This is a genomic window from Treponema sp. OMZ 803 (assembly GCF_024181165.1).
GTDB lineage: Bacteria > Spirochaetota > Spirochaetia > Treponematales > Treponemataceae > Treponema.
Map to the genome: position 1 here is coordinate 216,700 of NZ_CP051195.1, position 25,533 is coordinate 242,232.

At 38.7% G+C, this 25,533-nt stretch carries 22 protein-coding genes and 3 pseudogenes; all 25 read left to right on the forward strand.

All coding sequences use genetic code 11. The annotated features are described in order from the left end of the window. Window positions 1-13 precede the first annotated feature (13 nt). The 25 genes and pseudogenes from ABH09_RS00905 (at window position 14) to ABH09_RS01015 (ending at window position 25,050) form a co-directional block, all read left to right on the forward strand. Entirely contained in the window at window positions 14-5,320 is a 5,307-nt protein-coding gene (locus ABH09_RS00905) for a toxin TcdB middle/N-terminal domain-containing protein (RefSeq protein ID WP_253714847.1), read from the forward strand. Next, window positions 5,313-5,744 (forward strand): hypothetical protein, encoded by a 432-nt coding sequence (locus ABH09_RS00910; RefSeq protein ID WP_253714848.1) that lies wholly within the window; start codon window positions 5,313-5,315, stop codon window positions 5,742-5,744. The genes ABH09_RS00905 and ABH09_RS00910 overlap by 8 nt, the downstream gene beginning before the upstream one ends. Before the next feature lie 84 nt (window positions 5,745-5,828). Continuing rightward, entirely contained in the window at window positions 5,829-7,940 is a 2,112-nt protein-coding gene (locus ABH09_RS00915) for an RHS repeat domain-containing protein (protein ID WP_253714849.1), read from the forward strand. Between the two features lie 595 nt (window positions 7,941-8,535). Then, window positions 8,536-8,769: pseudogene (locus ABH09_RS12955) on the forward strand (RHS repeat-associated core domain-containing protein); the annotation flags it as partial. 468 nt (window positions 8,770-9,237) lie between these two features. Further along, window positions 9,238-10,017: an SEL1-like repeat protein gene (locus ABH09_RS00925; RefSeq protein WP_253714851.1), complete on the forward strand. Its 780-nt coding sequence runs from the start codon at window positions 9,238-9,240 to the stop codon at window positions 10,015-10,017. Next, window positions 10,007-10,165, forward strand: coding sequence for a hypothetical protein (locus ABH09_RS00930; RefSeq protein WP_253714852.1), 159 nt, complete (start codon window positions 10,007-10,009; stop codon window positions 10,163-10,165). Before ABH09_RS00925 ends, ABH09_RS00930 begins: the two co-directional genes overlap by 11 nt. Before the next feature lie 91 nt (window positions 10,166-10,256). Next, complete coding sequence (locus ABH09_RS00935) at window positions 10,257-10,679, forward strand: hypothetical protein (RefSeq protein WP_253714853.1); 423 nt, start codon at window positions 10,257-10,259, stop codon at window positions 10,677-10,679. Between the two features lie 571 nt (window positions 10,680-11,250). Then, window positions 11,251-11,978, forward strand: a pseudogene (locus ABH09_RS00940) (RHS repeat-associated core domain-containing protein); the annotation flags it as partial. A gap of 50 nt (window positions 11,979-12,028) precedes the next feature. Next, window positions 12,029-12,574, forward strand: coding sequence for a hypothetical protein (locus ABH09_RS12960; RefSeq protein WP_371922134.1), 546 nt, complete (start codon window positions 12,029-12,031; stop codon window positions 12,572-12,574). A 1-nt stretch (window position 12,575) separates the two neighbouring features. Then, a complete protein-coding gene (locus ABH09_RS00945) occupies window positions 12,576-12,788 on the forward strand; it encodes a hypothetical protein (RefSeq protein WP_253714854.1) in 213 nt (70 codons plus the stop codon). Window positions 12,789-13,149: 361 nt separating this feature from the next. Next, a pseudogene (locus ABH09_RS12965) lies at window positions 13,150-13,382 on the forward strand (RHS repeat-associated core domain-containing protein); the annotation flags it as partial. Further along, window positions 13,356-13,748 (forward strand): hypothetical protein, encoded by a 393-nt coding sequence (locus ABH09_RS00950; RefSeq protein WP_253714855.1) that lies wholly within the window; start codon window positions 13,356-13,358, stop codon window positions 13,746-13,748. The pseudogene ABH09_RS12965 and the gene ABH09_RS00950, both read left to right, overlap by 27 nt. Further along, window positions 13,745-13,945 (forward strand): hypothetical protein, encoded by a 201-nt coding sequence (locus ABH09_RS00955; protein ID WP_253714856.1) that lies wholly within the window; start codon window positions 13,745-13,747, stop codon window positions 13,943-13,945. The genes ABH09_RS00950 and ABH09_RS00955 overlap by 4 nt, the downstream gene beginning before the upstream one ends. A 9-nt stretch (window positions 13,946-13,954) precedes the next feature. Next, window positions 13,955-14,299: a hypothetical protein gene (locus ABH09_RS00960; protein WP_253714857.1), complete on the forward strand. Its 345-nt coding sequence runs from the start codon at window positions 13,955-13,957 to the stop codon at window positions 14,297-14,299. A gap of 34 nt (window positions 14,300-14,333) precedes the next feature. Beyond that, window positions 14,334-14,657, forward strand: coding sequence for a hypothetical protein (locus tag ABH09_RS00965; RefSeq protein WP_253714858.1), 324 nt, complete (start codon window positions 14,334-14,336; stop codon window positions 14,655-14,657). 151 nt (window positions 14,658-14,808) lie between these two features. Beyond that, window positions 14,809-15,255, forward strand: a complete 447-nt coding sequence (locus ABH09_RS00970; RefSeq protein WP_253714859.1) for a hypothetical protein — start codon at window positions 14,809-14,811, stop codon at window positions 15,253-15,255. A gap of 36 nt (window positions 15,256-15,291) precedes the next feature. Then, window positions 15,292-17,412 carry an RHS repeat domain-containing protein gene (locus tag ABH09_RS00975; protein ID WP_253714860.1) on the forward strand — a complete coding sequence of 707 codons (2,121 nt, stop codon included), beginning with the start codon at window positions 15,292-15,294 and terminating at the stop codon, window positions 17,410-17,412. Then, window positions 17,409-18,329 carry a hypothetical protein gene (locus tag ABH09_RS00980; protein ID WP_253714861.1) on the forward strand — a complete coding sequence of 307 codons (921 nt, stop codon included), beginning with the start codon at window positions 17,409-17,411 and terminating at the stop codon, window positions 18,327-18,329. Before ABH09_RS00975 ends, ABH09_RS00980 begins: the two co-directional genes overlap by 4 nt. A gap of 329 nt (window positions 18,330-18,658) precedes the next feature. Then, a complete protein-coding gene (locus tag ABH09_RS00985) occupies window positions 18,659-19,321 on the forward strand; it encodes a hypothetical protein (protein ID WP_253714862.1) in 663 nt (220 codons plus the stop codon). A 526-nt stretch (window positions 19,322-19,847) separates the two neighbouring features. Beyond that, window positions 19,848-20,804 (forward strand): RHS repeat-associated core domain-containing protein, encoded by a 957-nt coding sequence (locus ABH09_RS00990; RefSeq protein ID WP_253714863.1) that lies wholly within the window; start codon window positions 19,848-19,850, stop codon window positions 20,802-20,804. After that, window positions 20,801-21,325, forward strand: coding sequence for a hypothetical protein (locus ABH09_RS00995; RefSeq protein ID WP_253714864.1), 525 nt, complete (start codon window positions 20,801-20,803; stop codon window positions 21,323-21,325). Before ABH09_RS00990 ends, ABH09_RS00995 begins: the two co-directional genes overlap by 4 nt. A gap of 171 nt (window positions 21,326-21,496) precedes the next feature. Continuing rightward, window positions 21,497-21,835, forward strand: a complete 339-nt coding sequence (locus tag ABH09_RS01000) for a hypothetical protein (protein WP_253714865.1) — start codon at window positions 21,497-21,499, stop codon at window positions 21,833-21,835. 377 nt (window positions 21,836-22,212) lie between these two features. Next, window positions 22,213-22,536, forward strand: coding sequence for a hypothetical protein (locus tag ABH09_RS01005; protein WP_253714866.1), 324 nt, complete (start codon window positions 22,213-22,215; stop codon window positions 22,534-22,536). A gap of 694 nt (window positions 22,537-23,230) precedes the next feature. Continuing rightward, a complete protein-coding gene (locus ABH09_RS01010; RefSeq protein WP_162662088.1) occupies window positions 23,231-23,617 on the forward strand; it encodes a hypothetical protein in 387 nt (128 codons plus the stop codon). Between the two features lie 1,001 nt (window positions 23,618-24,618). Continuing rightward, window positions 24,619-25,050, forward strand: coding sequence for a hypothetical protein (locus ABH09_RS01015; RefSeq protein ID WP_162662089.1), 432 nt, complete (start codon window positions 24,619-24,621; stop codon window positions 25,048-25,050). The last annotated feature ends 483 nt before the right edge of the window (window positions 25,051-25,533 follow it).

Here is a 25,533-nt window from a genome sequence, read left to right on the forward strand (position 1 = left end):
GATGAAGCATACAATGCGATGTCTAAAAAATGCTCTCTTTCCCGCAGAACGAGTTACGGCCGTATGTGGGAAGCAAACAGAAATAGGGACGGTAGTGTTTCGGACAGCGATTGAAGCAGAAATCCTTTTTGCCGCGCGTATAATCCAAGTGCGGTTTTTGGAGCTGTTAAGCGGAAAAACACCGCTGGAACAAAACAGCAGCGGTAAAAAGATTGGAGCGGAAAGCGCGGTGCCGATACTTGTGTACTTTTACATAATCATAATAGTACACAAGTATCGGCAGTCCGCCAAAGAAAGCGGTTTATTAAAAAGCAAGACTATGCCGGAGGTTTTTCCGCTTACGATAGGAAGCGGAAAAACGATGCCTTTTGAAAAGAGACATGCCGGATGCGAGGAGCGAGAAAAAATTAACCGCAGGCGTATCTATGATACGTTGAGGATTAATTTTTTTGAAGCGACGAAGCAGACGGCGTGTATATTTTCAAAAGGGAATGGGGACGGCTCACTTGATTACCAACAGGCGGGCGTGGCGAAGCTAAATATCGGAGATGGGTTTACAGCGGCAGGAGCGTGGCATGCAGAAAGCATATCGAAAGGAAGCGTTAATAGTGGCGGCGGGAACTTCGGCTTAGGGTTGAATATCGGCGCCTCGCTTGTTTACGGGGGAGGAAACATCGGCGTTAATGTGAACATCAGTCAAACAGCCACCGATTTCCTTATCACCGACATCAACGGAGACGGGCTTCCCGACCTATTAACGGTAAAGGGTGGTAACTATACCGTCAAAGTGAACCGCGGCTCAGGCTTCGGCGGGGAAGAAAAGACCATTGCGATACGCACCCTCGAAGGTGGGGAGTATGAAGATTATTATAGCAAGGCGCTGAGCCGGCTCGTTGGGACATCGGAGCGTATCCAAATTCCCTATCGGCCGGGCAGTATGAAAAAAGAGCTCGATACGGAAAAAATAAACAAGCTATTAAAGACGCCTGACGCACTGGAGTTTAACACGAGCCGGAGCGTGGGCGTGTCCGGAAGTCTTTCAGGACAGGTGGGGTTTCCGGTATGGGCAGGGATTAATATCATTTGTAACTTTTCAGGTGGAGCGAGCGGAACCTATAGCGAAAGTGAGGTGAGCTTACGCCTCTTTGACGTAGACGGGGATGGGTTAGCCGATCGCGTCTTTAACATCGGAGGAGCTGATAAGCTTTATGTACAGCGGAACAAGTTAGGGAAAGTAGGACTATTAAAAACGATACACCTTCCGACCGGAGGCAGCTATGAGATAGAGTACCAAAGAGTAGGGAATACGCGGGAATTACCGCAGAGTAAGTATGTGTTAAGCGGCGTCACAATGAACTCGGGGCTGCAGAGTAAGAGCGGAAACATACAATCGTACCGCACAACCTATAGCTATAAAGACGGCTACTATGACCGCAAAGCAAAAGAGTTCTACGGGTTTAAGACAGTACGCGCGGTAACGGGAACAGGCAAGGTAACGGAGAGTGAATACTACATCGATGCCTATTACCGCAAAGGGATGGTAAAAAAAGAGACGGTAAGCTATAACGGCGCTGTTTATTCGATAAAAGAGTATGAAACGGATGAAGTCCCTCATGCACGGGTAAAGCGAGAGTGGAACACGATACGGGAAGGATACCGGTCGATACAAACGGAAAGCGATTATCGCTATGATCGGTACGGCAATGTTACGAGCTTAGAAGATAAGGGAGACGTTACGAATCCCAACGACGATATTATTGCCCGCATACGGTATTGGGATAGCGGCGATGAGCGGCGCTACTTTAAAGCACACCCGGAGCGCATCGAAGTGCTGGATGGTAAGAGCGGACGGCTATTGCGGAAGCGAGAAGGACGCTATGATAGCCAAACGGGCGCGATAACGGAAGTAAAGCAGTACACGGGCAATAACACACTCCTTACCTACACGATAGAGTGGGATGAAAGCGGGAATATCAAAACGCTCACGAGCCCCACCGGCAAGAAGGTACGTTACCGCTACCAAGACGGGATATACCCGGTTAAAATAACGGAAGAAGGAAGTACAGGCGGAGCGCCGTACGAAAGCACACTCCTTTGGGACAGCGCCTTAGGGGTAAAACTGGAAGAAACCGACAGCGCGGGTAACACCATGAAGTACCGCTACGACGGATTCGGCCGCGTTATTGAAGTACAAAGTCCCTATGATGATACGGCAGGTACTCCCTACGCAAAGTACGAGTACCATACCCCTTCATCTTCTTTCTGGTACACGGTAACGGCAAATAAGCTTACCACCGAAGCGGCCGACACTGCCGTGATGAAAACGATAGTCATGCATGACGGCTTAGGCCGCGCCCTCTACACGGCAAAAGAAGGGGAAGTGTACCGAGAAGGAACCGCCGGAGAAACGAATGTCGGCTGGAATATTTCTGGGGCAACACACTACGATGAAGCGGGAAGAAAGATAAAAGAAGGAATGCCCTTCTTCTATGGCGGCGATTTACCGGCTGAGCTTGCAAGTAAAGCTTCTTACGCAAGCGTCGAGCAGTTCTATGAAACAAACGACTTTATGAAGCTTAGGAACGAGACGAGCTACACCTATGACGGAATCGACCGAGTAATTAACACCCTATTACCCGACGGAAGCGAGCAGAAAAATGAGTACGCGATAGAAGATAATCTACAGATAACGATCGCAACCGACCCGTTAGAGAATAAGAGCGTTACGAAGAAAGACGCGCGTGGAAACATCTGCGAAGTAGAACGCCTCGATAAAAACGGCACACGCTTAACCAAAGGCAGATATGAATACTCGGTATTGGGTGAAATGCTGCGAAGTTACGACGCCAATGAAAACATTGTCTCGGTAACATACGACCTACTCGGCCGAAGGGTTGCCTTAGAAAGCAAAGACTCAGGCCGGAAAGAATGGCGCTATGATAGTAAAGGCCTCCTTGAAGCGGAATCGGACTCACTGCTGCGCAGTAAGTTAAGCGAGATACAGTACCACTACGACGGCTTTGACCGGCTTGTAAAAATAGACTACCCATTCAGTGAAGACGTAATGTATGAATACGGAGTACCCGGCCAAGCCGGAGCCGGAGAGATAGTCCATAAAAAAGATGAATCAGGCGAAATAAGCTACAAGTACGGGAAGTTAAGCGAAGTCGTAGAAGAGACACGGACAATACAGCGCTACGAGGTACTCAGTAAGCCGGAAACGGCGACCTTCACCTATTGCTCGGACTACCTCGGCCGTATGCAGACCATGCACTACCCCGACGGGGAAACTATTACCTACACCTACGACAAAGGCGGACAGCTCAAAGGGGTGAGCGGCGTAAAGAACACAATAAAAGGAACGGAAAACTATAGTTACATTGACACGATTGTCTATGACGAACACGGGCAGCGCGTGTATATCAAATACGGAAACGGCGTAGAGACCCGCTACCGCTACGACGACAAGCGCCGGTGGTTAAAAGACATCGAGACGAGAAATAAACAAACCGATGAGGTATTCCAAAAGATAAGCTACCGCTTCGATAAAGTCGGGAATGTCCTCGGTTACAGCAACGACGCGAGTGTCTACGAGACGAGCCAGAGTTACACCTACGACAGCCTCTATCAGCTCATCGGAGTGGAGGGAACCAGCAACCAGTACAAGGCGATAAAAAGCTTTGGAAGTACGCCGGTACATGTTGCAAAGTATAAGCAAGACTTTGCCTTTGACAGCATCGGGAATATGACACGTAAGGCCAGCACCACGAACCTCCCCGGTGCCCGCGGTAACGCCTACCCGAACGCAGAGCTTGACTACGACCTCACCTACGAGTACGACCCGGCCTACGCACACCGGCTTGTGCATGCCGGAAACCGCTACTACCGCTATGACGCGAACGGCAACATAACGGCGGAAAAAGACGGCCCGTTTACCGAGGACGATGAGTTTATTTTTACATACAACTACGACCCGGACACCGACGTCTACGGCACCGACTACGGCTTCGGCCTTGACGCCCCAAAGGAGACGGAAGAGACGCATCCTGAGAACCTATTCGCGTACCGGCGTAACTACACATGGAATGAGAAGAACCTCCTCACTAAATCGAGCGATCGAACCTACACCGTACACTACCGCTACGGTGAGGATGGCCAGCGCGCCTTAAAGTACACCGAAGAAGGGAGAAGGGAAACGCTCTACTTCAATAACTTCTACACGATACACATCCCCGTGCAGGACAAAAATAACCCGCAAGGCTTACGCGTGCACAAGCACATCTTTGTCGGTAACTCACGGCTTGTTACCGCGATGACGCATACCGATAACAACGGGGATAACGCAGAACAGCGAGAGAAGCGGTACTACTACCACTCAGACCACTTAGGCAGCGCACAATTCGTAACCGACTGGAGAGGCAGACAATACGAGCATATCGAGTACACGCCCTACGGGGAGCTCTGGATAGAGGAAGTAGCTGCGGGCTTAGACAAGCTGCCGTTCAGGTTTACCGGCAAAGAGATGGATGAAGAAACCGGGCTGTATTACTACGGAGCGCGCTACCTTGACCCGAAGTATAGTAGATGGCTGAGTGGAGACCCTGCGTTAAGCGACTACATACCCAAAGCCCCAATAGATGATGAGGCAAAGAAACATAACGAGAACTTACCCGGCATGGGCGGGGTATACAACATAGTCAATATGCACCTGTACCACTACGCGGGCAATAATCCGGTGAAGTATATGGATCCGGATGGGAATGAGATGGATGCTGCAAGTATTCAGTATAGTTCTGAAAAAATATTACAAGGACTGTCTGCAGTATTTACTACAGATTTAGGTGTCCCTGAAGCAAGTGATTTTATTCCACAAAAATGGATTGGTTATATAGCTAGTTTTGCTGCTATAGGTTCAATATATTTGATCAGCACTTCAATAACCGACTCTCGTGTAAAAGATGATGCTACTACGTTAACAGAGAATGGATCGAAAAATTTAACACCTATTTACCGCTTGGGGTCCGGGAACGGTACAAATTTAACGCCAAGGACACCTCAGGACATCACAGGGTTGTCTTATACTACTATGAAACCTACGACAGGACCGTATACTGCAACAACAATGGAAGCTGTAAATTCTTCTGGTTTATTAGTAGCTGTCCGTGATAGAGGATATCATGTATCTGTTTTCCCTGTTGATATGTCTACTATGCCAAGTTGGCAAGCTTCAAGAGAGCATGCCAATGAGTATCCACATCCATATACATTATATTTGCAGAGTATTTCAGTAAAAGTTAGAGGAAAGATTGATAATGAATAATTTTAATAACTTGAGTTGGAATAAATCAAGAGCTGAACAAGAAAAAACTATGGAGTTTTTAATAGCTAATGATAATTGGGATATTCAACATTGTATTCAAAATGCATCGAAAGATATTTGGGAGAATTTAGTGTATGTATTATCTAAGAAAAAGAATATGATTAAAGAACAGGCATTGCAGGGATTGTTGTTTTTATTTAAAGATTTATCATGGCCCGGAGCTAGTATGGCTTTTGATATTATTAAGCAGATACCAAAAGATAAGGTGTTAATAGATTTAGAAATAGCATTATCCGATGCATTTGAAGAAAACGACGGAATATGGGTTGCTAATTTAAAGCAAGTTATTTCATATTTTAGATTCACAAAAAAAGACTTTAAAAAAATTAATTTATCGAAAGTTTTACAAATATCCGAGTGGTAATATTGTTTTGCTGACAGCAAAACATGATACTGTTTAGAACCACCGCCATCCATGGCGGTATCGAAGGGAAAAATATTTTTTAAAGTGAAAACAAAATTTTGTTTTTATTTACAGCCTAACTATCCTCACCCCCGGACAGCGATTGAAGCGGAAATCCTTTTTACCGCACGTATAAAGCATCTGCGGTTTTTGAAGCGGCCGAGCGGAAAAACACCGCGGGGACAAAGCAGAAGCGGCGAAAAGATTGGAGCGGAAAGCGCGGTGCCGATACTTGTGTACTTTTATATTGTAATAATAGTACACAAGTATCGGCAGTCCGCCAAAGAAAGCTGTTCATTAAAAAGAAACACTATGCCGGAGGTTTTTCCGCTTACGATAGGAAGCGGAAAAACGAGGCCTTTTGAAAAGAGACATGCCGGATGCGAGGAGCGAGAAAAAATTAACCGCAGGCGTATCTATGATACGTTGAGGATTAATTTTTTTGAAGCGACGAAGCAGACGGCGTGTATATTTTCAAAAGGGGATGGGAACATGACACGTAAGGTAAGCACCACGAACCTCCCCGGCGCCCGCGGTAACGCCTACCCGAAAGCAGAGCTTGACTACGACCTCACCTACGAGTACGACCCGGCCTACGCCCACCGTTTAATTCATGCAGGAAACCGCTACTACCGCTATGACGCAAACGGCAACATAACGGCAGAAAAAGACGGCCCGTTTACCGAGGACGATGAGTTTATTTTTACATACAGCTATGACCCCGACACCGACGTCTACGGCACCGACTACGGCTTCGGCCTTGACGCGCCGAAGGAGACGGAAGAGACGCATCCTGAGAACCTATTCGCGTACCGCCGTAACTACACGTGGAACGAGAAGAACTTACTCACCAAATCGAGCGACCGCAGCTACACCGTACACTACCGCTACGGTGAGGACGGGCAGAGAGCACTCAAGTACACCGAGGAAGGACGAAGCGAGACTTTATACTTTAATAACTTCTACACAATACACATCCCCGTGCAGGACAAGAATAACCCGCAAGGCTTGCGAGTGCATAAGCACATCTTTGTGGGTAACTCACGGCTTGTTACCGCGATGACGCACACCGATAACAACGGAGATAATGCCGAGCAGCGGGAGAAGCGGTACTACTATCATTCAGACCACTTAGGCAGCGCACAGTTCGTAACCGACTGGAGAGGGAAGCAGTATGAACATATCGAGTACACCCCCTACGGAGAATTATGGATAGAGGAAGTAGCCGCAGGGTTAGACAAGCTGCCCTTCCGGTTCACCGGTAAGGAGATGGATGAGGAAACAGGACTGTACTACTACGGCGCGCGGTACCTTGACCCGAAGTATAGTAGGTGGTTGAGTGGAGATCCGGCGCTGGGCGAGTACATACCCAAAGCGCCGGTGGACGACGAGGCTAAGAAGCATAATGAAAAACTGCCCGGCATGGGTGGGGTATACAACATAGTCAATATGCACCTGTACCACTACGCGGGGAATAATCCGGTAAAGTATACGGATCCTACAGGAATGTGGATAGATAATGGAGATGGAACATATACTGCAGAAAAGGGTGATACCCTTTGGGATAAATACGGAGCTGATTGGAAGGAGAAGTCAGGATTTACAAGAGATCCACGGACTTTACAAGTCGGTGAAACTGTAGGAGAGAAAAATATTCCTACATATAGCGATGCATCAGCAGAAATGAAACAACAAATTCCACAGGGTAATGCTCAAGACTCAAATCAGAATGTAGTTGCTTCAAAAAAATCTAATGATGTAGCTTTCTCTTATGGTTTTGGAGGAAAATTAGCTTTGGTTCTTGGGTTAGGAGCGGAGAGTGGCTTTATCGGTGATACATCAGGAAATTTGTATTGGTATCTTTCAGGATCTGTTGGTTGTGGAATACAGACACCATCAACAACAAAAACAGATTTATCAACATTACAGTATTTAAAAAGCGCTAAAGGTTTCTCAGGAGGGGTTTCTTTAGATCCAACACAGGTTGGAAAATCACCTTCGCTTACAGCGGATATATGTTTGGGTGTTACTGGAACCTATGATTTAAATAATCAAAAATCTTCGGGTTTGCCGAATTCATGGGGGTTTGGAAGTGTTGGTGGTGGTGTTTGGAAAACAGGAACTATCGTGGTGCCGATTTATAAAAAAGAGAGATGATAAATATGTTTAATTTTTGTAAGCAAAATATAATCTATATAGCTATTTTGTTAATTGTTTTAGAATTAGTTTCTTGTATTATTAATCCGATTGGTTTTGAATGTCTTTTTGGATTTTTAATATCCTTAATTTTTGCTAGTTTAACCTTTTTTTTAAATTGTATAGTTTTTAAGAAAGGTTATATAAGCGATAAGGATATATTAGTTTTATTAGGGATCGGGACGATAGGTATTGTTTTTTGTGTAATAAGTTTTATAAAAAAGGATAGCAGTTATACATTTTTATCATTATTAGCCAATGTTGTATTTATTACGGAATTTATTCTTATAAAGATTTTTGATATAAAACTTTATTCATGAAATTTGGCAAGAAACAAGATTGAAATATGTGATGAGTATTAAAAAAGATATTTTAAGCTAAGCACTCTTTTCCCACAGAACGAGTTACGGCCGTCTGTGGGAAAACGAGGCCTTTTGAAAAGAGACATGCCGGATGCGAGGAGCGAAGAAAAATTAACCGCAGGCGTATCTATGATACGTTGAGGATTAATTTTTTTGAAGCGACGAAGCAGACGGCGTGTATATTTTCAAAAGGGGAGGAGACGGGCTATAATTACTACGGCGCACGCTATCTTGACCCGAAGTATTCGAGATGGCTATCAGGTGATCCGGCGTTAAGCGACTACATACCCAAAGCCCCGATAGATGACGAGGCGAAAAAGCACAATGAGAACTTACCGGGCATGGGTGGGGTATACAACATAGTCAATATGCACCTGTACCACTACGCGTGGAATAATCCGATTAAATACGAAGATCCGGATGGGAAAGCAAATAAACCTATTCTTAATTTACATACGCCAAAATCTAAGGACTCTGCTTATTCCAATGATTTTAAAATACCTGAGAATACATTTATCGTAGCAGCGCATGGAAGTGTTCACGGTGTGTATGATCATAGAGGTAATGAATCCCATCGAGTAAAACCAGAAGAGCTTGCAGCTATGATAAAATCACACCCCGGATATAAAAAGGGGATGACTGTTATGCTTTTAGTGTGTAATGTAGGATTACCCGATCCTGATGGAATCATATCCGCACAGCAAATTGCTGATGCAATGGGAGAAGGCGAGAGAGTGCGTGCTCCTGAAGGATTTGTAAATATGTATCAATATCCTTTTGGAAGAAAAAAAAGGACAAATAGGCTATTTTGTACAAAAAAAAGGAGAACCAATAGATACATTAAATACAGAATTAAAAGAATTTATAGGTAAACCTAAAAAAGAGGAGGTTAAAGAATGACAAAGAGCGCAGCTGTGTGTATGTATTTATTGATGATACTATGCAGTATTTTTTGTGAAACCGATGATGATACTGTAGACATGAATAACATAAAAATAATTTCGCAAGTAGAAAGATTCTATTTATCTCCCGATATGTTAGAGCAGTTAACAAAAGAAGGACTAGCAGGAAATATAAACAGTGGAGGAAAAGTATTTGATTACTATGCACTTTCAGTATTTGATTTGCCCAATGAATTGAACTGGGCGGAAATTTTAGCCGAAAATGATTCACCTGCTGGAATGTGGAATATTGCCGTTAATCTTGAATTGCATAGATTGAAAAAAGATAAGATACGAAGTCTGTACTGGCTTTTTCTTGCGGCAAAAAATAAAGAAGAATATGCCTTGAATGAAATTGTTCGAGAGCATTTATCTATTGAAAGTCCATATCCTCTTTTAGATACAGCTTTTTACAAAGAAGCAAACGATAAGATATCCGATTATGAAATAGAAGTTTTAACTGATTATGCCTTGCGAGGAGGAAAGAAAGAAGCCTATAAACTTTATGAGTATTATTGGGATTATAAACATGACAAGCAAGAGGCAGTTTATTGGTTACGGATAGGGGCACAAAATAAAAATGAACAGTGTCAATATGAATACGGGAAATATCTCCTTGCTAAAGGTAATGAGAATGACAAGATAAGGGGTCTTTTTTGGATAAAAAAGGCAGCTAAAAACGGATACGAAGAAGCAGAAAAAATAGTAGGAAAATTAAAAGAAAATGAAGAGTAATTGCTTTTATCCACAGCTTAACTACCCCATCCCCCGGACAGCGATTGAAGCGGAAATCCTCTATCAAGCGTTGTACGTCCAGAGAACAACGCTTGAACACAAGTTTGACGAAATGTCAAACTTGTGTACTGACGGGTATTACACCTGATGGAGACGTTATTGTAAACGATGGTGATGGCAACGCCTTAAATTTAGGTCATTATACTGACTGGTTAAACTAACATTTGAGGAAAAAGATAATGAAAGGCAAAGTAGCAATATCTATACAGATGTTTCATCCGATATTTACGACTGATAAAATAAAAAAATATTTTGATATGACACCGGATATTGAATATTGTGTCAATACCCCTTGGATATTACCAAATGGTAAAATAATAAATGCACTACATAAAAGATCCTATTTATGTTATGATATATTACCTTTTCAAGAGAGAGATTTAGAAGATGCTATTGATTATGTTAATGAATATTTTGAAAAAAAAATAAAAACTAAAAAATTTTTAAAACTTTTTATACAGACAGGAGGAACTATAAACTATTATATTGGACTAGGTATTAATAATTATTATGCTTTTGAATTGTGTCCTGAAATATTGCGAAGATGCAAGGCTTTAAATATTACTCTTGGAATTGAAATTTATAATGATGTAAAAAGTTGATTCTGATACCATGCTTTGGATGGAAACATGTGCTTATATTTAGGAGCAACAACTACATATCAGTACTAAGAGCGGGGAAAAATTATTGTCGAAATATTGGCAGTCATTCAAGAAAACGATCTATTAAGTAAAATAAAAACAATATAAACCTATTGCTAAAATTATGAAAACAAAATTTTGTTTTTATTCACAGCTTAATTATTCTCACCCCCGGACAGCGATTGCAGCAAAAATCCTTTTTGCCGCGCGTATAATGCAAGTGCGGTTTTTGGAGCTGGTAAGCGGAAAAACGCCGCGGAAACAAAGCAGCAGCGGCAAAAAGATTGAAGCGGAAAGCGCGGTGCCGATACTTGTGTACTTTTATATAATCATAATAGTACACAAGTATCGGCAGTCCGCCAAAGAAAGCTGCTTATTAAAAAGAAACACTGTGCCGGAGATTTTTCCGCTTACGGCAGGGATTGCCGGAAGCGGAAAAACGAAGCCTTTTGAAAAGAGGCATGCTGGATGCGAGGAGCGAGAAAAAATTAACCGCAGGCGTATCTATGATACATTGAGGATTAATTTTTTTGAAGCGACGAAGGAGACGGAAGAGACGCATCCGGAGAACCTATTTGCGTACCGGCGTAACTATACCTGGAACGAAAAGAATCTATTAACAAAATCGAGCGACCGCAGCTACACCGTGCACTACCGCTACGGTGAGGACGGCCAGCGCGCCTTAAAGTACACCGAAGAAGGGAGAAGCGAAACGCTCTACTTCAACAACTTCTACACAATACACATCCCCGTGCAGGATAAGAACAACCCGCAAGGTTTGAGAGTCCACAAGCATATCTTTGTCGGTAACTCACGCCTTGTTACGGCAATGACGCACACCGATAATAACGGAGACAATGCCGAGCAGCGGGAAAAGCGGTACTACTACCACTCAGACCACTTAGGAAGCGCGCAGTTCGTAACCGACTGGAGAGGCAAGCAGTACGAGCATATCGAGTACACGCCATACGGGGAACTCTGGATAGAGGAAGTAGCTGCTGGCTTAGATAAGCTGCCGTTTAGGTTTACCGGCAAGGAGATGGACGAAGAGACGGGCTTATACTACTACGGCGCGCGCTACCTTGACCCAAAGTATTCGAGATGGTTGAGTGGAGATCCGGCGTTGGGAGAGTATATACCAGCTGCAGGAGCAGACACGTCAAAACTTGCAGGAATGGGGGGGCGTATATAATACCGTCAATTTGCATCTCTATCATTATGCAGGGAATAACCCTTTACGATACACCGATCCTACGGGTGCTTTTGATTGGGATACAAATACGATTCAAGCAGGAGACACTTTAAGTCAGATTGCAAATGATTGTAATACCCGATATGGAACAAATTATTCAGCAGATGATTTGAAAGATTTGAATTCTGATACAATAAGTGACAAAGACAAAATCTATGCAGGCAATTATTTAAATCTTGGTGAAGCTGAAGGCGTCCAAAAAAGAGATGCTGATTATGCCAGTAGATCGACGGCTCAATATTCAAATGAGCAAGATACGCCATCGCCCCTAGTAAATTCAAATCCTGGTAGTAAAGGTTATTCACGAGGTGCTAATATTGCCATTGGATTAGGTGAAATTTTATTGGGGATTGGTTTTTATGTTGGTTCGACTATAACGGCAGTAGGCATTGACGTTACTACAGAAGGAGCTGGTAGTTATTATGCAGGAATGGCTATTCTAGAAGGATATGCAACAGGCTCTTTGTTATTTGCATATGGAATAACTCGTTTGGCAGGAAGTAATAATCAAAAATTTAAGGATGATATAGTTGGTACCTTTGTTCTTCCTGAAGTTGATGTTGCCAATAGTATGAATGATTATTCAAAAAGGAGAAATAAATAATATGCATGATGGAGGAGTTATAATATTAATTATAGTTGGATTAATTACATCTTTACAGTTTGTTGTACGTTTTATAATTGACCCATTCGTAAAGAATAAAAACGGAGGAAAAAATAAATATAGTAAAATAAAAATTTTATTAAGCGTTTTTTATTGTATATTTTTCTTGGTTTTATTATTTCTAGATATACAAGGCTTCTTTGAATATAAATAGAATTAGGGACGGTAATATTTCGGATAGCGATTTAATCAGAAATCCACTTTCCAGTGTTGTACGTTCTGAGTACAACGCTTGAAGGCGAGTTTGACAAAATGTCAAACCCGTGTACTGACAGGATGTCAGAAAAATAAGAACGTCCACGGATGTGCGCTTTTGTATGTTTCCATCCGTGGAAGATCGTAAAGTTGCGCGGTTTCTGGAGTGAACGACCGGAAGCGGAAAAACGAGGCCTTTTGAAAAGAGACATGCTGGATGTGAGGAGCGAGAAAAAATTAACCGCAGGCGTATCTATGATACGTTGAGGATTAATTTTTTTGAAGCGACGAAGCAGACGGCGTGTATATTTTCAAAAGGAGAGGAGACGGGCGTTAATTACTACGGCGCGCGTTACCTTGACCCGAAGTATAGTAGATGGCTGAGTGGAGACCCGGCACTAAGCGACTACATACCCAAAGCCCCGATAGACGATGAGGCAAAGAAGCACAATGAGAACTTACCCGGCATGGGTGGGGTATACAACATAGTCAATATGCACCTGACCACTACGCGGGGAATAATCCGGTGAAGTATACTGACCCGGATGGGAAGAGTGAAGAGCTCGGTAGTGGTGCAAGTAATCATCTCTTGGTGAGGAGAACTGATGATGGTAAGCATGTTATTGTAGATGGAGGAACTCAATATAACTATGTTGAACAAGCTCTTATAAACTATATCAATACAGAAGACGAAAAATATCTTAATCAAGTACCTGAAACTTCTGATCCGTTAGCAGTTGCTGGAATATCGGCTTTTATAGCAGATTACCTTGATAATAATGATACCAGTAACTCTATAGGAAGTAAAAGCGAAACAATTTTTGTAATTGCAATGGCAATTGCTGGTTCATCGGGCGGAAATAAGGATAAAAGGGGGGGGGTATTGGTAGTACGGGGCGCACTATTGCGAATAATTTGAAAGAAAAACTCGCAATGGAGCAAGCGCAGTCTAGTCCTGAATTAGGTCAACAATTAAATGTGAAGATGGACGATAAAAAAAATGGCTGGTTTGCTAGTGACGGTTGGATTAAAATGGCTCAAAATGTAAATGGTATTGAAATACATTATATTCATAATACCAAAACAGGAATTTATACAGATTTTAAATTTGAATAGGAAATAAACATGAAAATAGATGAATTTCTTCAAAGTGTACAACTAAATTGGCAAGTAGAGCTACAAAAAGATGAATGGTTTTTTGCAAAAGAACGAGATAAAATAGATAATTCATTTACTGCAGAAGAAGCTTTTAATGCTATAATGGAAGTTGTATTTTTTATACAGTCTGAAACAAATACTTATTTATGTACAGAACTTACTAATGTTTTATATTTACTTATACGAAAAAGCGATACCACAGAAATCCCAAAAGGCTTTGTGTCTAGCCTTCAAGTTTTGAAGAAAAAATTCGCAAAAGATATATATTCATTAAATATCTTAAACGAAATCGAATCCTATTATAGAATATGAATCCGAATTGGAAATACTTTCGATAATTTAATATATGAAAATTATAAAAGAATTAAATAATATTTCGATTATTAAATTTATTGAAATGAATTACGATGAAAAATTAGCTTCTACTCTAAATATTATATCATGGCAAGATGGCGATGGTTTTTTAGATACATGCAATGAAGATTTCGGGATAGATAGGAAACAAATGTCTTTATTTAAAGAAAAAAATAAACATAAAAAATTTCAGACAAAAAGTGATTTATTAAAAATGTTGAATGAATATATTCAAATTAAATCTTTTTCTTCAAAAAAAGGAAAGTATAAATTGGGATTTAATATATATATATATGGATCAAAGACTTTTGTTTAGTTTTATCTCCGGAACTAAATTGCGGATATTTAGCAAAATTAAATTTTTTTGACAAATATATTGGTTTTTCCATACTACGTGAACCGTGGGATAATAAGATTTTCAACTATTGGGAAGCCCAAGATACTCAAAAACAAAATATGCACACGTAATGATAAATAATGATGGATATTTTTGGACAACGATTGAAGCAGAGGCGTCTATGTTTTTTATCAAATATGAAACTGAAGAAAATATAAATGGTGAACTGCCACCGATAATATACATAAAAGGAAATCGTAATAAATTCCACAATGCTTTATTGACATTATTGAAAAAATTACGGATGAAGGTATTTACGATTAATATACGTGAATTAGGAATAGACATAGATGAAAGAGTAACCTATGTCGATATTATTCTTAAAATTCAAGATAAAACCGAATTGTTTTATAATACTGAGACACTTATCATTGGAATTGAATATGATAATTTCATTGATATATTATTTGAATTAGAGCAATTAGCATTTACTAATGCTACAGTATTTTTTGAATACGAATGGGTACAAAGTTTATATAATGGAGCAATAATTGTTGAGTCATGTGATAGTTGTTAAATTGCTTGATTACAAATTGTTATGGGGAATAATATAATGAAATTGTACTATCTCCCCCGGACAGCGATTGAAGCAAAAATCCTTTTTGCCGCGCATATAATGCAAGTGCGGTTTTTGGGAGCGGTTATCAAACCTGTACATCCTTGTACAGGTTTGATAGCACGTTTTGCTCAGCAAAACGCGCTTCTGCTTAGAACCACCGACATCCGTGTCGGTACTGAGAAAAAAACACCGCGGGAACAAAGCAATAGCGGCAAAAAGATTGAAGCGGAAAGCGCGGTGCCGATACTTGTGTACTTTTATATTGTAATAATGGTACACAAGTATCGGCAGTCCGCCAAAAGAATAAGAAGTAACAAAAACATCTTATTGGAGGTTTTTCCGCTTACGGCAATCCTTGCCGGAAGCGGAAAAACGGTGCCTTTTGAAAAGAGACATGTCGGATGCGAGGAGCGAGAAAAAATTAACCGCAGGCGTATCTATGATACGTTGAGGATTAATTTTTTTGAAGCGACGAAGCAGACGGCGTGTCTCTTTTCAAAAGGGAATGGGGACATGACGAAAAAGTCCAGTACCACAAACCTTCCCGGCGCCCGCGGTAACGCCTACCCGAAAGCCGAGCTTGACTACGCTCTTGATTACGAATACGACCCCTCTTACGCACACCGGCTTGTGCACGCAGGAAACCGCTACTACCGCTATGACGCAAACGGCAACATAACGGCAGAAAAAGACGGCCCCTTTACCGAAGACGATGAGTTCATCTTTACCTACAGCTATGACCCGGAAACAGACGTCTACGGCACCGACTACGGCTTCGGGCTTGACGCACCGAAAGAGACGGAAGAGAGTCATCCTGAAAACCTATTCGCATACCGGCGTAACTACACGTGGAACGAGAAGAACTTACTCACCAAATCGAGCGACCGAAGCTACACCGTACACTACCGCTACGGTGAGGACGGCCAGAGGGCATTAAAGTACACCGAAGAAGGGAGAAGTGAAACCTTATACTTCAATAACTTCTACACAATACACATCCCCGTGCAGGACAAGAATAACCCGCAAGGCTTGAGAGTACATAAGCACATCTTTGTGGGGAACTCACGCCTTGTTACCGCAATGACGCATACCGACAACAACGGAGACAATGCCGAGCAGCGGGAGAAGCGGTACTACTACCATTCAGACCACTTAGGAAGCGCCCAGTTTGTAACCGACTGGCGAGGCAGACAGTACGAACATATTGAGTACACACCCTACGGAGAACTGTGGATAGAGGAAGTCGCAGCAGGTTTAGACAAGTTACCGTTTAGGTTTACCGGTAAAGAGATGGACGAGGAAACCGGCTTATACTACTACGGAGCGCGTTACCTTGACCCGAAGTACAGTAGATGGCTGAGTGGAGACCCGGCGCTGGGTGAGTATGTCCCAGCTGCAGGCTCTGATCCGTCAGAGCTTGCAGGAATGGGGGGCGTATTTAATGTGGTGAACCTACATCTGTACCACTATGCGGGGAATAATCCGGTGAAGTATATCGATCCTGATGGGAAGGAATCTGGATATATTTTGGATAATGAAGGAGCAGAAGGTTTTGGGCATGCTGGTATGTATGTCCAAACAAAGGATGGAAAATATGCTTTTTTTGAAGTGACTGGTATATCAAAAGAAGCTAATGGTATAGAAAGTAATATATCGCCAGGGAGCACTGTAAAAGATAAATGGGGTCATGATACAACAGTGCTAAGCAATCTGCCTCTAAAGTTTCCTACTCAAGGGAGCGCTCAAGCAATGAAGCAGCCAACCCGAGCTGGCTGTTTATTAAGGACTTTTGATAAGCGTGAAGATATGATTGCCGCTTTACAGAAAATGGATTTTGATGAAATGATAGTTTTTAATACTCAGGGTCGTGAGGATGCAAAAATTTATGATAAAGCATTTGTAGAAGGGCAATCCTTTTCCGGTTATCAAGTTTTTAATGATAGTTGCGGAATTTTTGCAAGAAATGCATTGACAGCAGAAGGTAGTGGTATAAAAGCAATAAATCCTTTTGTAAACATAAACCATATATTTAGTTCGTCAATTCCAAATGAAATCGGTGTAAATCTTTATCTCGCAAATCCAGGAAGTACTATTATAAGATGGAGGCAAAAATGAAAAAAAATAGATATATTTATTTTATATCTTTTTGCTTAGTGGCCTTTTGTTTGTTTGTTTTTGCGTATAGTAAATATACCTCCCGAAAAGAAATTCAATCAAATTTAATTTATGAAGTGGAATCTGATAGAATTGTAAAATGGGGGAGTAGAACGATTAACATTCCGCAAGGCGCTTATTTTGCTTTTGATCAGATTTCACAAACAGGGTGGTTTCATATAGCAAAAAAAAATTATTCTGTGTTTATTTGCATAAATAAAAATGGAGAAGAAGAAAAATCAATTTTGGTAAAGTACAATGAGCCATCCGTATCTATCAGAGAAGTGCTTTTCTTTGTATCTGATTCTGTAGCTTTGATAGAAGGGAAGTATAATAACATGTTTTATCTAATAGATCTAAAAACAAGAAATTATCGGACTGTAAGTTCTGCAGCTTTTCATGGATTGCAAATATGCAGTTTTTATCGTGATATGATATTTTTTTATGACAGTGGAAATAACTCTATAACAAAATTTAATTATAATAAAAATATGGTTGAACGGGTAGAGCCTAATTTAATTGGGTATGGTTATATGCCTTTAAAGGAATCTTTTGTTGGAATAAATGAGAAGGGGAAGATTTCTATTTTGAACTATAATACATTAGAACAAACTGAATTAAATATTCGCGGATTAAAAAATGAGAAAAACGGTTTTGTAAACGATAGATATTATCTGACAGCTGATTATCTCTATTTTTCGAAATTTGATTATGGGTACTATATAAAATATCTGCCGATTTTTATTCTGATGAGCTTTTGTACGATAGCAAGACCTTCCGCTCCACATTCGTGGTATCGCTATTCATTTGAAAGTCATAGGATTGATAAAATTTCATCTGAGGATAAGTTTATTAAAATTTTAGGAACAATTGAATAATACATATAATGGAATCGCTTTGGTTGGTTCACTGATGGAATGTCGCATAACTGAGAAAACTACATTAGAAATTACAATCAATGGTGAAAAACAGGAACCTATAACTGTTTCTGAGAAGCAAATAGATATTAATTATAAAAGGACTTTTAATAAGGAACTAATTATTTCGTTATTTCTCCAACATCGGATTACGATGGAACAATGGGAACTGACTCAGCTAAAAATAATCGAGGCGGATTAGGGTGGCAAAATATACCTGATGTAGGAATCGTTGTGCCTGTCAATAGAGTAACCGATTATATCATTTATACACAACAAGGAGGTATACAATGAAATGTCTAAAAAAAATAGCAATTATTCTATTTATCTCCCTATTTAGTTCTTGTCTTTTACATACTAAAAGCGAAATAAGTAGAATAAAGAATCCGATTTATGAATATGAAAATGAAACTTTGACCATTTCAGACGGTCAAAATAAAATTTTCTTTAATAATGTTAAAAGTTGGAATTTAACTTCTGGGAGGGATCATTTTGATTATTCAGTATCGGAAGATAAGTCTAAATGTGTTATAATTCAAACATTGGGGGAAGTGGTCATTAATAGAGTTCATACACACAATCGGGCAGTATATTTTCTCGATTTTAAAAAGGGACAGATGAATAAGATTGATGAAAATATAATGCAAATAGCGATATCAAATGATCTAACCGAAATTGTTTATGTAAAAAATTATGATTATACAAGAGTGAATGAAATAAGCTTAATTTATTATAATACAAAAACAGGAAAGTCTAAAATGAAAACAATTCATTTTAAGGATTATGGCACTGCGATAGAGGACTTTCCTGTAACAAGAATTTGTTATGAAAACAATGGTTTTATTCTTGAATTTTGGTCGGATGCAGCCAATTACGGAATTATGAGACTTGATATGGTTAATGATATTTATACATTTGAAGAAGCTTTTAAAGAAGCTTTTGTAAGTCAATAAAAAAGAAAGATGTAACAATCAAGGATGAAGTATGTGATGAGTGTTAAAAAAGATCTTTTCAGCTAATAAAAATACTCTCTTCTCACAGAACGAGTTGCGGCCGTATGTGAGGAATAAACAGAAATAGGGAAGGTAGTATCCCCCGGACAGCGATTGAAGCAGAAATCCTTTTTGCGCGCATATAATGCACCTGCGGTTTTTGGGAGCGGTTATCAAACCTGTACATCCTTGTACAGGTTTGATAGCACGTTTTGCTGAGCAAAACGTGCTTCTGCTTAGAACCACCGACGTCCGTGTCGGTACTGAGAAAAAAACACCGCGGGAACAAAACAGCAGCGGCAAAAAAGATTGGAGCGGTATGGTGCAGCGGAGCCGACAGGCGTAGCTTCGAAGCAAGCGCGGTGCTGCATTTTGTTTTCTTTATAGTAATAGTAAACAAAATGCAGCAGTCCGCCAAAGAAAACTGCTTATTAAAAAAAACGCTTTACCGGAGGTTTTTCCGCTTACGATAGGAAGCGGAAAAACGATGCCTTTTGAAAAGAGGCGGAGCAGATACAAGGAGACAGCCGAAAATAAAGCGGAGGCGTATCGGGTATACGTCGAGCATTTATTTTCAGCGTGCGATGCCGTAGATGCCCGCATGTTTTCAAAAGGGGACAGGACGGGCGTTAAATACTACGGCGCGCGTTACCTTGACCCGAAGTATTCGAGGTGGTTGAGCGCGGATTCGGCGCTATCTTACTATGTTGATGGAAAATCAAATGGTTTATCCGGTGGTATTTATAATCCAATAAATTTTAATCTTTATCATTATGGGGATAATAATCCGATTCGATATAATGATCCTACAGGTTTAGATGAAGATGTGTCTGAGGCGGAAAGGCAATTAAAAGAACTGAGACAACTTGGAGAAGAAATGTTTTACAAAGAAACAATTAATGGAGTAAATTTGTATACAGAGAATTATGAAGATGGTTGCTATGCTCGATCAACTGTTATTGCAGGAGAATTGGAAAAATTGGGTTTTGGAGTAACAGATTATTCTTATGTTACATCTCCGGTTATACCGGGAGTTATAAAGGCAGAAAAAGCGGCAAAAAGAGATCCTTCAAAAGTTCCCGATAAAGATTCAGAAGGTAATTCTAATCGCTATAGATTTCATGTAGCAGCTACAGTTATTATTGATGGAAAGAAATATGTAGTAGACCCGTATTATCATAAGTCGTGGTTATCAATATCGGGACAAGAAGATAGGTATTCTTGTCAATATCCAAGGGGAACGTCTACACAACCCGCACATGATAAAAGCGGAAATCTGATTGGACCTCCGGCTATGACTTCGTGGAAAACACGAAGTGGTTATACAGGAACATTATATATAAATGAATATGCTCAGGGATGGTTGAATAATTATGATTCTGTAAAAAGAGATAATAAAAAAAACAAAAAGAACAATGATCCATATATATGGAGTGGCAAATGAAAAGAAAATTTTTAATAATAGGATTATTTATGATTTTTCAGATAAAGGCTCGTTGCTTTTCAGGGATGGTTTTTTGGGAATATGATAAAAAAGATACATATGATATAATAGTTGCAAAAAATTATAATGAATTGATTAAAGAAAAAGCATATTCGTTTTTTGTATCTTTTGATAAATGCTTGAAGTATGATAAAGAAGTATTGGAATTTTATTACTCAGATGAAGAAATAATGAATACGAAAATACAATTAAGAGATTATGATATTGGAAATGCATATTTTTCTGTTGTTGTTAATAATGAAATTGTATTAACGGGATTAAACAGACTTGGGTACTTTGGTGCAAAAATGTTAAAAGAGGATAGTGAGGATGTAATATATATATGTTGGATAGGAGTTAATATAAAGAGATTTAAATTAACAACAGATTATACAGCTGCATTTAACATGTGTTTGGATCAAGAAAAAGATTTAAAAAAAATTTGTACTAAAAAAATAGATGATTACTTTCTTAAAGAATAATAAAAGAGTAAAGATTAAACCTCATAATTTTTGTAAAATTGCTTAAATCACTGCTGTAAGCTCCTAATATCGAAATAGTATTTTACAATTTGCCATTAGTGCATTATAATAAAACAGTTTGAAAGAAATCTCTGCAAGATATTCCCATGAAATATTTTGCAGTTTTGCTCTTTGAAAATTCAGCAGCAGCTCAGAATCATTGTGCCGATAGATGACGAGGCGAAGAAGCATAACGAGAAGCTGCCGGGCATAGGTGGGGTGTTTAATGTGGTGAACTTGCACCCGTACCTCTATGCGGGCATCGGGCCGAGAAGCGATAGCGAACTTCAAGCCAATAATCCGGTGAAGTATGAAGATCCTGATGGGGAGGAAGATGATATTGAAACTATTTATGCAAAATACATGGGTTTGGCTTTATCCAGTCAAAAAGCAGGTTCAATCGTAGTGGTCTCTAATCTACTACATTTTTTAAGTGCGGAAGGAACTCCTGTCAATTTAGACTCTAATTGATTGCGCTCATTTAATGAAGTAAATACAGCTCAAAATACTTGTATTTCATATTACGAAGCAGAATTTGAAAATATAGCGAATAGTATGAAAAATGGAGAAACAAGAACGGTGAACGAAGTTCCTTCTGATATTTTAGCACTGCTTCTGGGACATTTACAGTTACCGCTTTTTGTAATGTAAATATGAAGAAAAATAATGGAAAAACTATGGTAAGCGGCAGTATTTTATTTGGTTTTGGGATTTATATGATTGGCATAATGAGTTTGGAACTGTTATTATTTCTGGCAAAGGAGCTTATTGGAATTCTGAAGCCAATAAATTAGTCGAAAATGGTATGGCAGCACCTTTTGTGATGCGTCCAAACTGGAGTATAAATTATGAAAAAGAATTTTAAAATTATTATCGTAATGATTCAATTTTTAGTGTTTACTATGTTTAAATCTTTTGCTAATGAGTTACACTTATATATTCGTTTTACAAAAGTTGTATATAACGAAAAAGAGCAGGCATTTATTAGGGAGTTTGACTATTCAGATGAATATAAGAAAAATATGATAAATGTTCTTAAATATTTGGGATATGCGTATTTAGAGAAAAATGGAAATTTATATATAACAATTCAATTAGATTCAGATATTCAGTATTTGTGGAATCTATGTAATACGGCAGAAGATCCTTCTTGGGTTGATAGATCTAAATGATAGCGATGTTCCTTTCTTATATTGCTGATCTTATTCAAGATGCATTTAATCCATAAGAGGAAAGGTAGAAAAATTATATGCGATCTAATAATTTAAAAGCAAAACTTTATATTTTGAGTGCATTTATATTATCTTTTATTTATGTAATGCTATTTTTCTTTTTCCCTGATATAAAAATATTCATTACCAATAAAATATTAAAAGCAATGACTTTAATTTATTTAGGGCCATTAGTAGTTGGTATTTTTTATTATGAGCTTAATTTCGAGAATATGGAATCTCAATTAGGCTATTTTTCAAAAGGTGTCCTTTTATGCTTATACGCTATTTTGACAATCTTTACTTATTTGCTTTTTATCTTATTAAAGCCAACATACGCAAATATTCTATATCCAAAGTTTAATTTTATATTTTTTGTTTATCATATATTATTTATGATAGTTGGATTACTATTAATTTGTGTGTTGGGAAGTATATCGAAATTTCATTTTAGTTATGATTACTATATTTTTCAGGTTTTAATAGCAAAATTTGCTTTTACGTTGTCGATATTGCCTTTATTTAAAGATATAAATTCATATCTTCATTTATTATTAATATTTATTAAAGATGCGAAAATTATATGAAAAAAATAATAAGCGCTACAAGATCTCTTGCATCCCTAAAAAAACAAGAAAAATGATAAAGTTATAAAATGAAAGAAAGTTTTGTTAAATTAACTAGTTTAGAGCAAAGTAAAATATTTATCGTCTCCTCTGGACAACGATTGAAGCAAAAACGGCACAGCAATCTTATTGGAAAGATGACTATTCTAATGTATGAGAACAATCAAAGTGTTTCAGGTGTGAGAAACTACAAACTTGGAATTCATAGGATTGGGAATGCTATTACTCATAAAACTGGAAAGGATTTAGTATCAGAACTGGGCAAAGCTATTGTATATTATGTAAAGACAAATGGATTAAAATCTATTAGCAAAGATACAGTGTGGAGTATTTTGAAAGGAACAACACCTTCTGCACTTAACTTAGGCATTGAAATTTATAAAAAAGTAGAGAACATGATGCATGGAGAACAATAAGAATGAATGAACTATTTTTTACCACTCTAGTTTTAGCTTTTGCTAACACTATTATAATACGTCTGTTTTTATTTGCGCTTAGCTCAAATGAATACAGTAAAAAAATTCGGAAACCGATAAAAAGGATGAATTCAAAATGGATACTAATACAAAGAATTACCGGTATTATTTATTGGAAAGATAAGAATATATTATTTAGAATTTCAATAATTGTCCTTATTTTATCTTATATTCTTATTTTATATGCTTTGATTATATTAATTCTTTCAAAGGTCAATAATTTAAGCAATACTAGGCTAATTCCAGTACTTCTAAGAATATTTTGTATAATTGCTTCTATTGATTTTGCGTTATTATGCACAGAATTATATAGTAAATAGATGAATTTTAAACTTAATGCAACAGGTGATTATATTTTAGTGGAAGTAAAAACCGTCTATCAGGTATTAAGTGATAGTTCATGAGATTATAAAGAGCTTGTTATAAGAATTTATTCTTTCTTCCCACAGAACGAGTTACGGCCGTATGTGGGAAGCAAATAGAAATGGGGACGGTTGTACTTCGGACAGTGATAGGAAGCGGAAAAACGAAGCCTTTTGAAAAGAGGCGGAGCAGATACAAGGAGACAGCCGAAAATAAAGCGGAGGCACGGTAAAAATGTACATTCTTGTAGATTTTTATCTACGTGTTTGCAGAGCAAACACGCTACTGACGTGAACCACCGCCGTCCGTGACGGTTCTGATACGGTGAGGATTTTCAGAAGCAACTTTTTGGCAAAGCCAAAACTTGCAAGTTTAAGCGGCAATGCCGCTTAAACATTGGCATGGATGTCGCTGGTTTAAACAGAAGCGATGTTTCGGTTGGATAAAAGCAAAGGTGATTTCTATCGGATTCATAAATTTTATAAATTCTTATCCTTTTTTATAATATATGTTTGTGGTTTATGGGGTGTATTGGTTATAATAATACTTGTTTTAATTTATTGCTGAGGTATACCGACATGATTATGACTCCAATAGGCTGTTTAGAAATTAAAATTGATGATATTCCTTATTTGTATGAATATCTCCCTCTTCCTACTCAGTTTGGTAATTTTTCTGTTTTACAGCGTTATCAAATTATTATTCCCATCCAAAAAAGAAGGAGGGCTTTAGTTATATTACATTATCAATGCGATGATGTATCGGAAGGTATTAATTCAGGAGAAAATTTATATGCAATTAGTTTTACTAAGAATAATTTAGATATTGAAATCGGAATGGAAGGTGATGTAGAAGGAATAAATTACTTAAAAATAAAGAATGGGTGTTGCTTAGTTATTTCTTCTGCATGTCAGCAATCTCATTTAAAGATAAATATTGCATGGAAATATAAGGAAGATGATTTTGATGTATCTGTATGGTTTGCTGTAGATCCGACTATAAATACATAAAATCTACACTTTCTTCCCCACAGAACGAGTTACGGCTGGGTGCGAGGAGCAAAAGGAAATAGGAAAGGGGGTATTCAAGACAGCGATTGAAGCAGTAATAAATAAATAATAAACTTTCAAGTATCTATTACGATGATCCTGATGAAGTTAAGAATGTATATGCATATTTTATTGAATATTATGATGAAAATACTGGAAACAATTATTATATTTTCTCAAAAGATAACAGTGTTGAAAAGCAATCAAAAATTAATTATACAACAAATTATTTAGATGAATTGCAAGAACTGCGAGACAAGGATATTGCATACTATAATGAAGACGTGCAGGTTTTAGCTTATCCTTATGCTGGATATGTAGTTAGAGGCAGAGATGGAACGTTACTGTTATTATCAACATTGTGGGATAATAATTCAATAAATTAGTTATTGATATGATAAAAAATATTCCTTCCAACAGATATGGAAGAACAAGCTTTTGGAA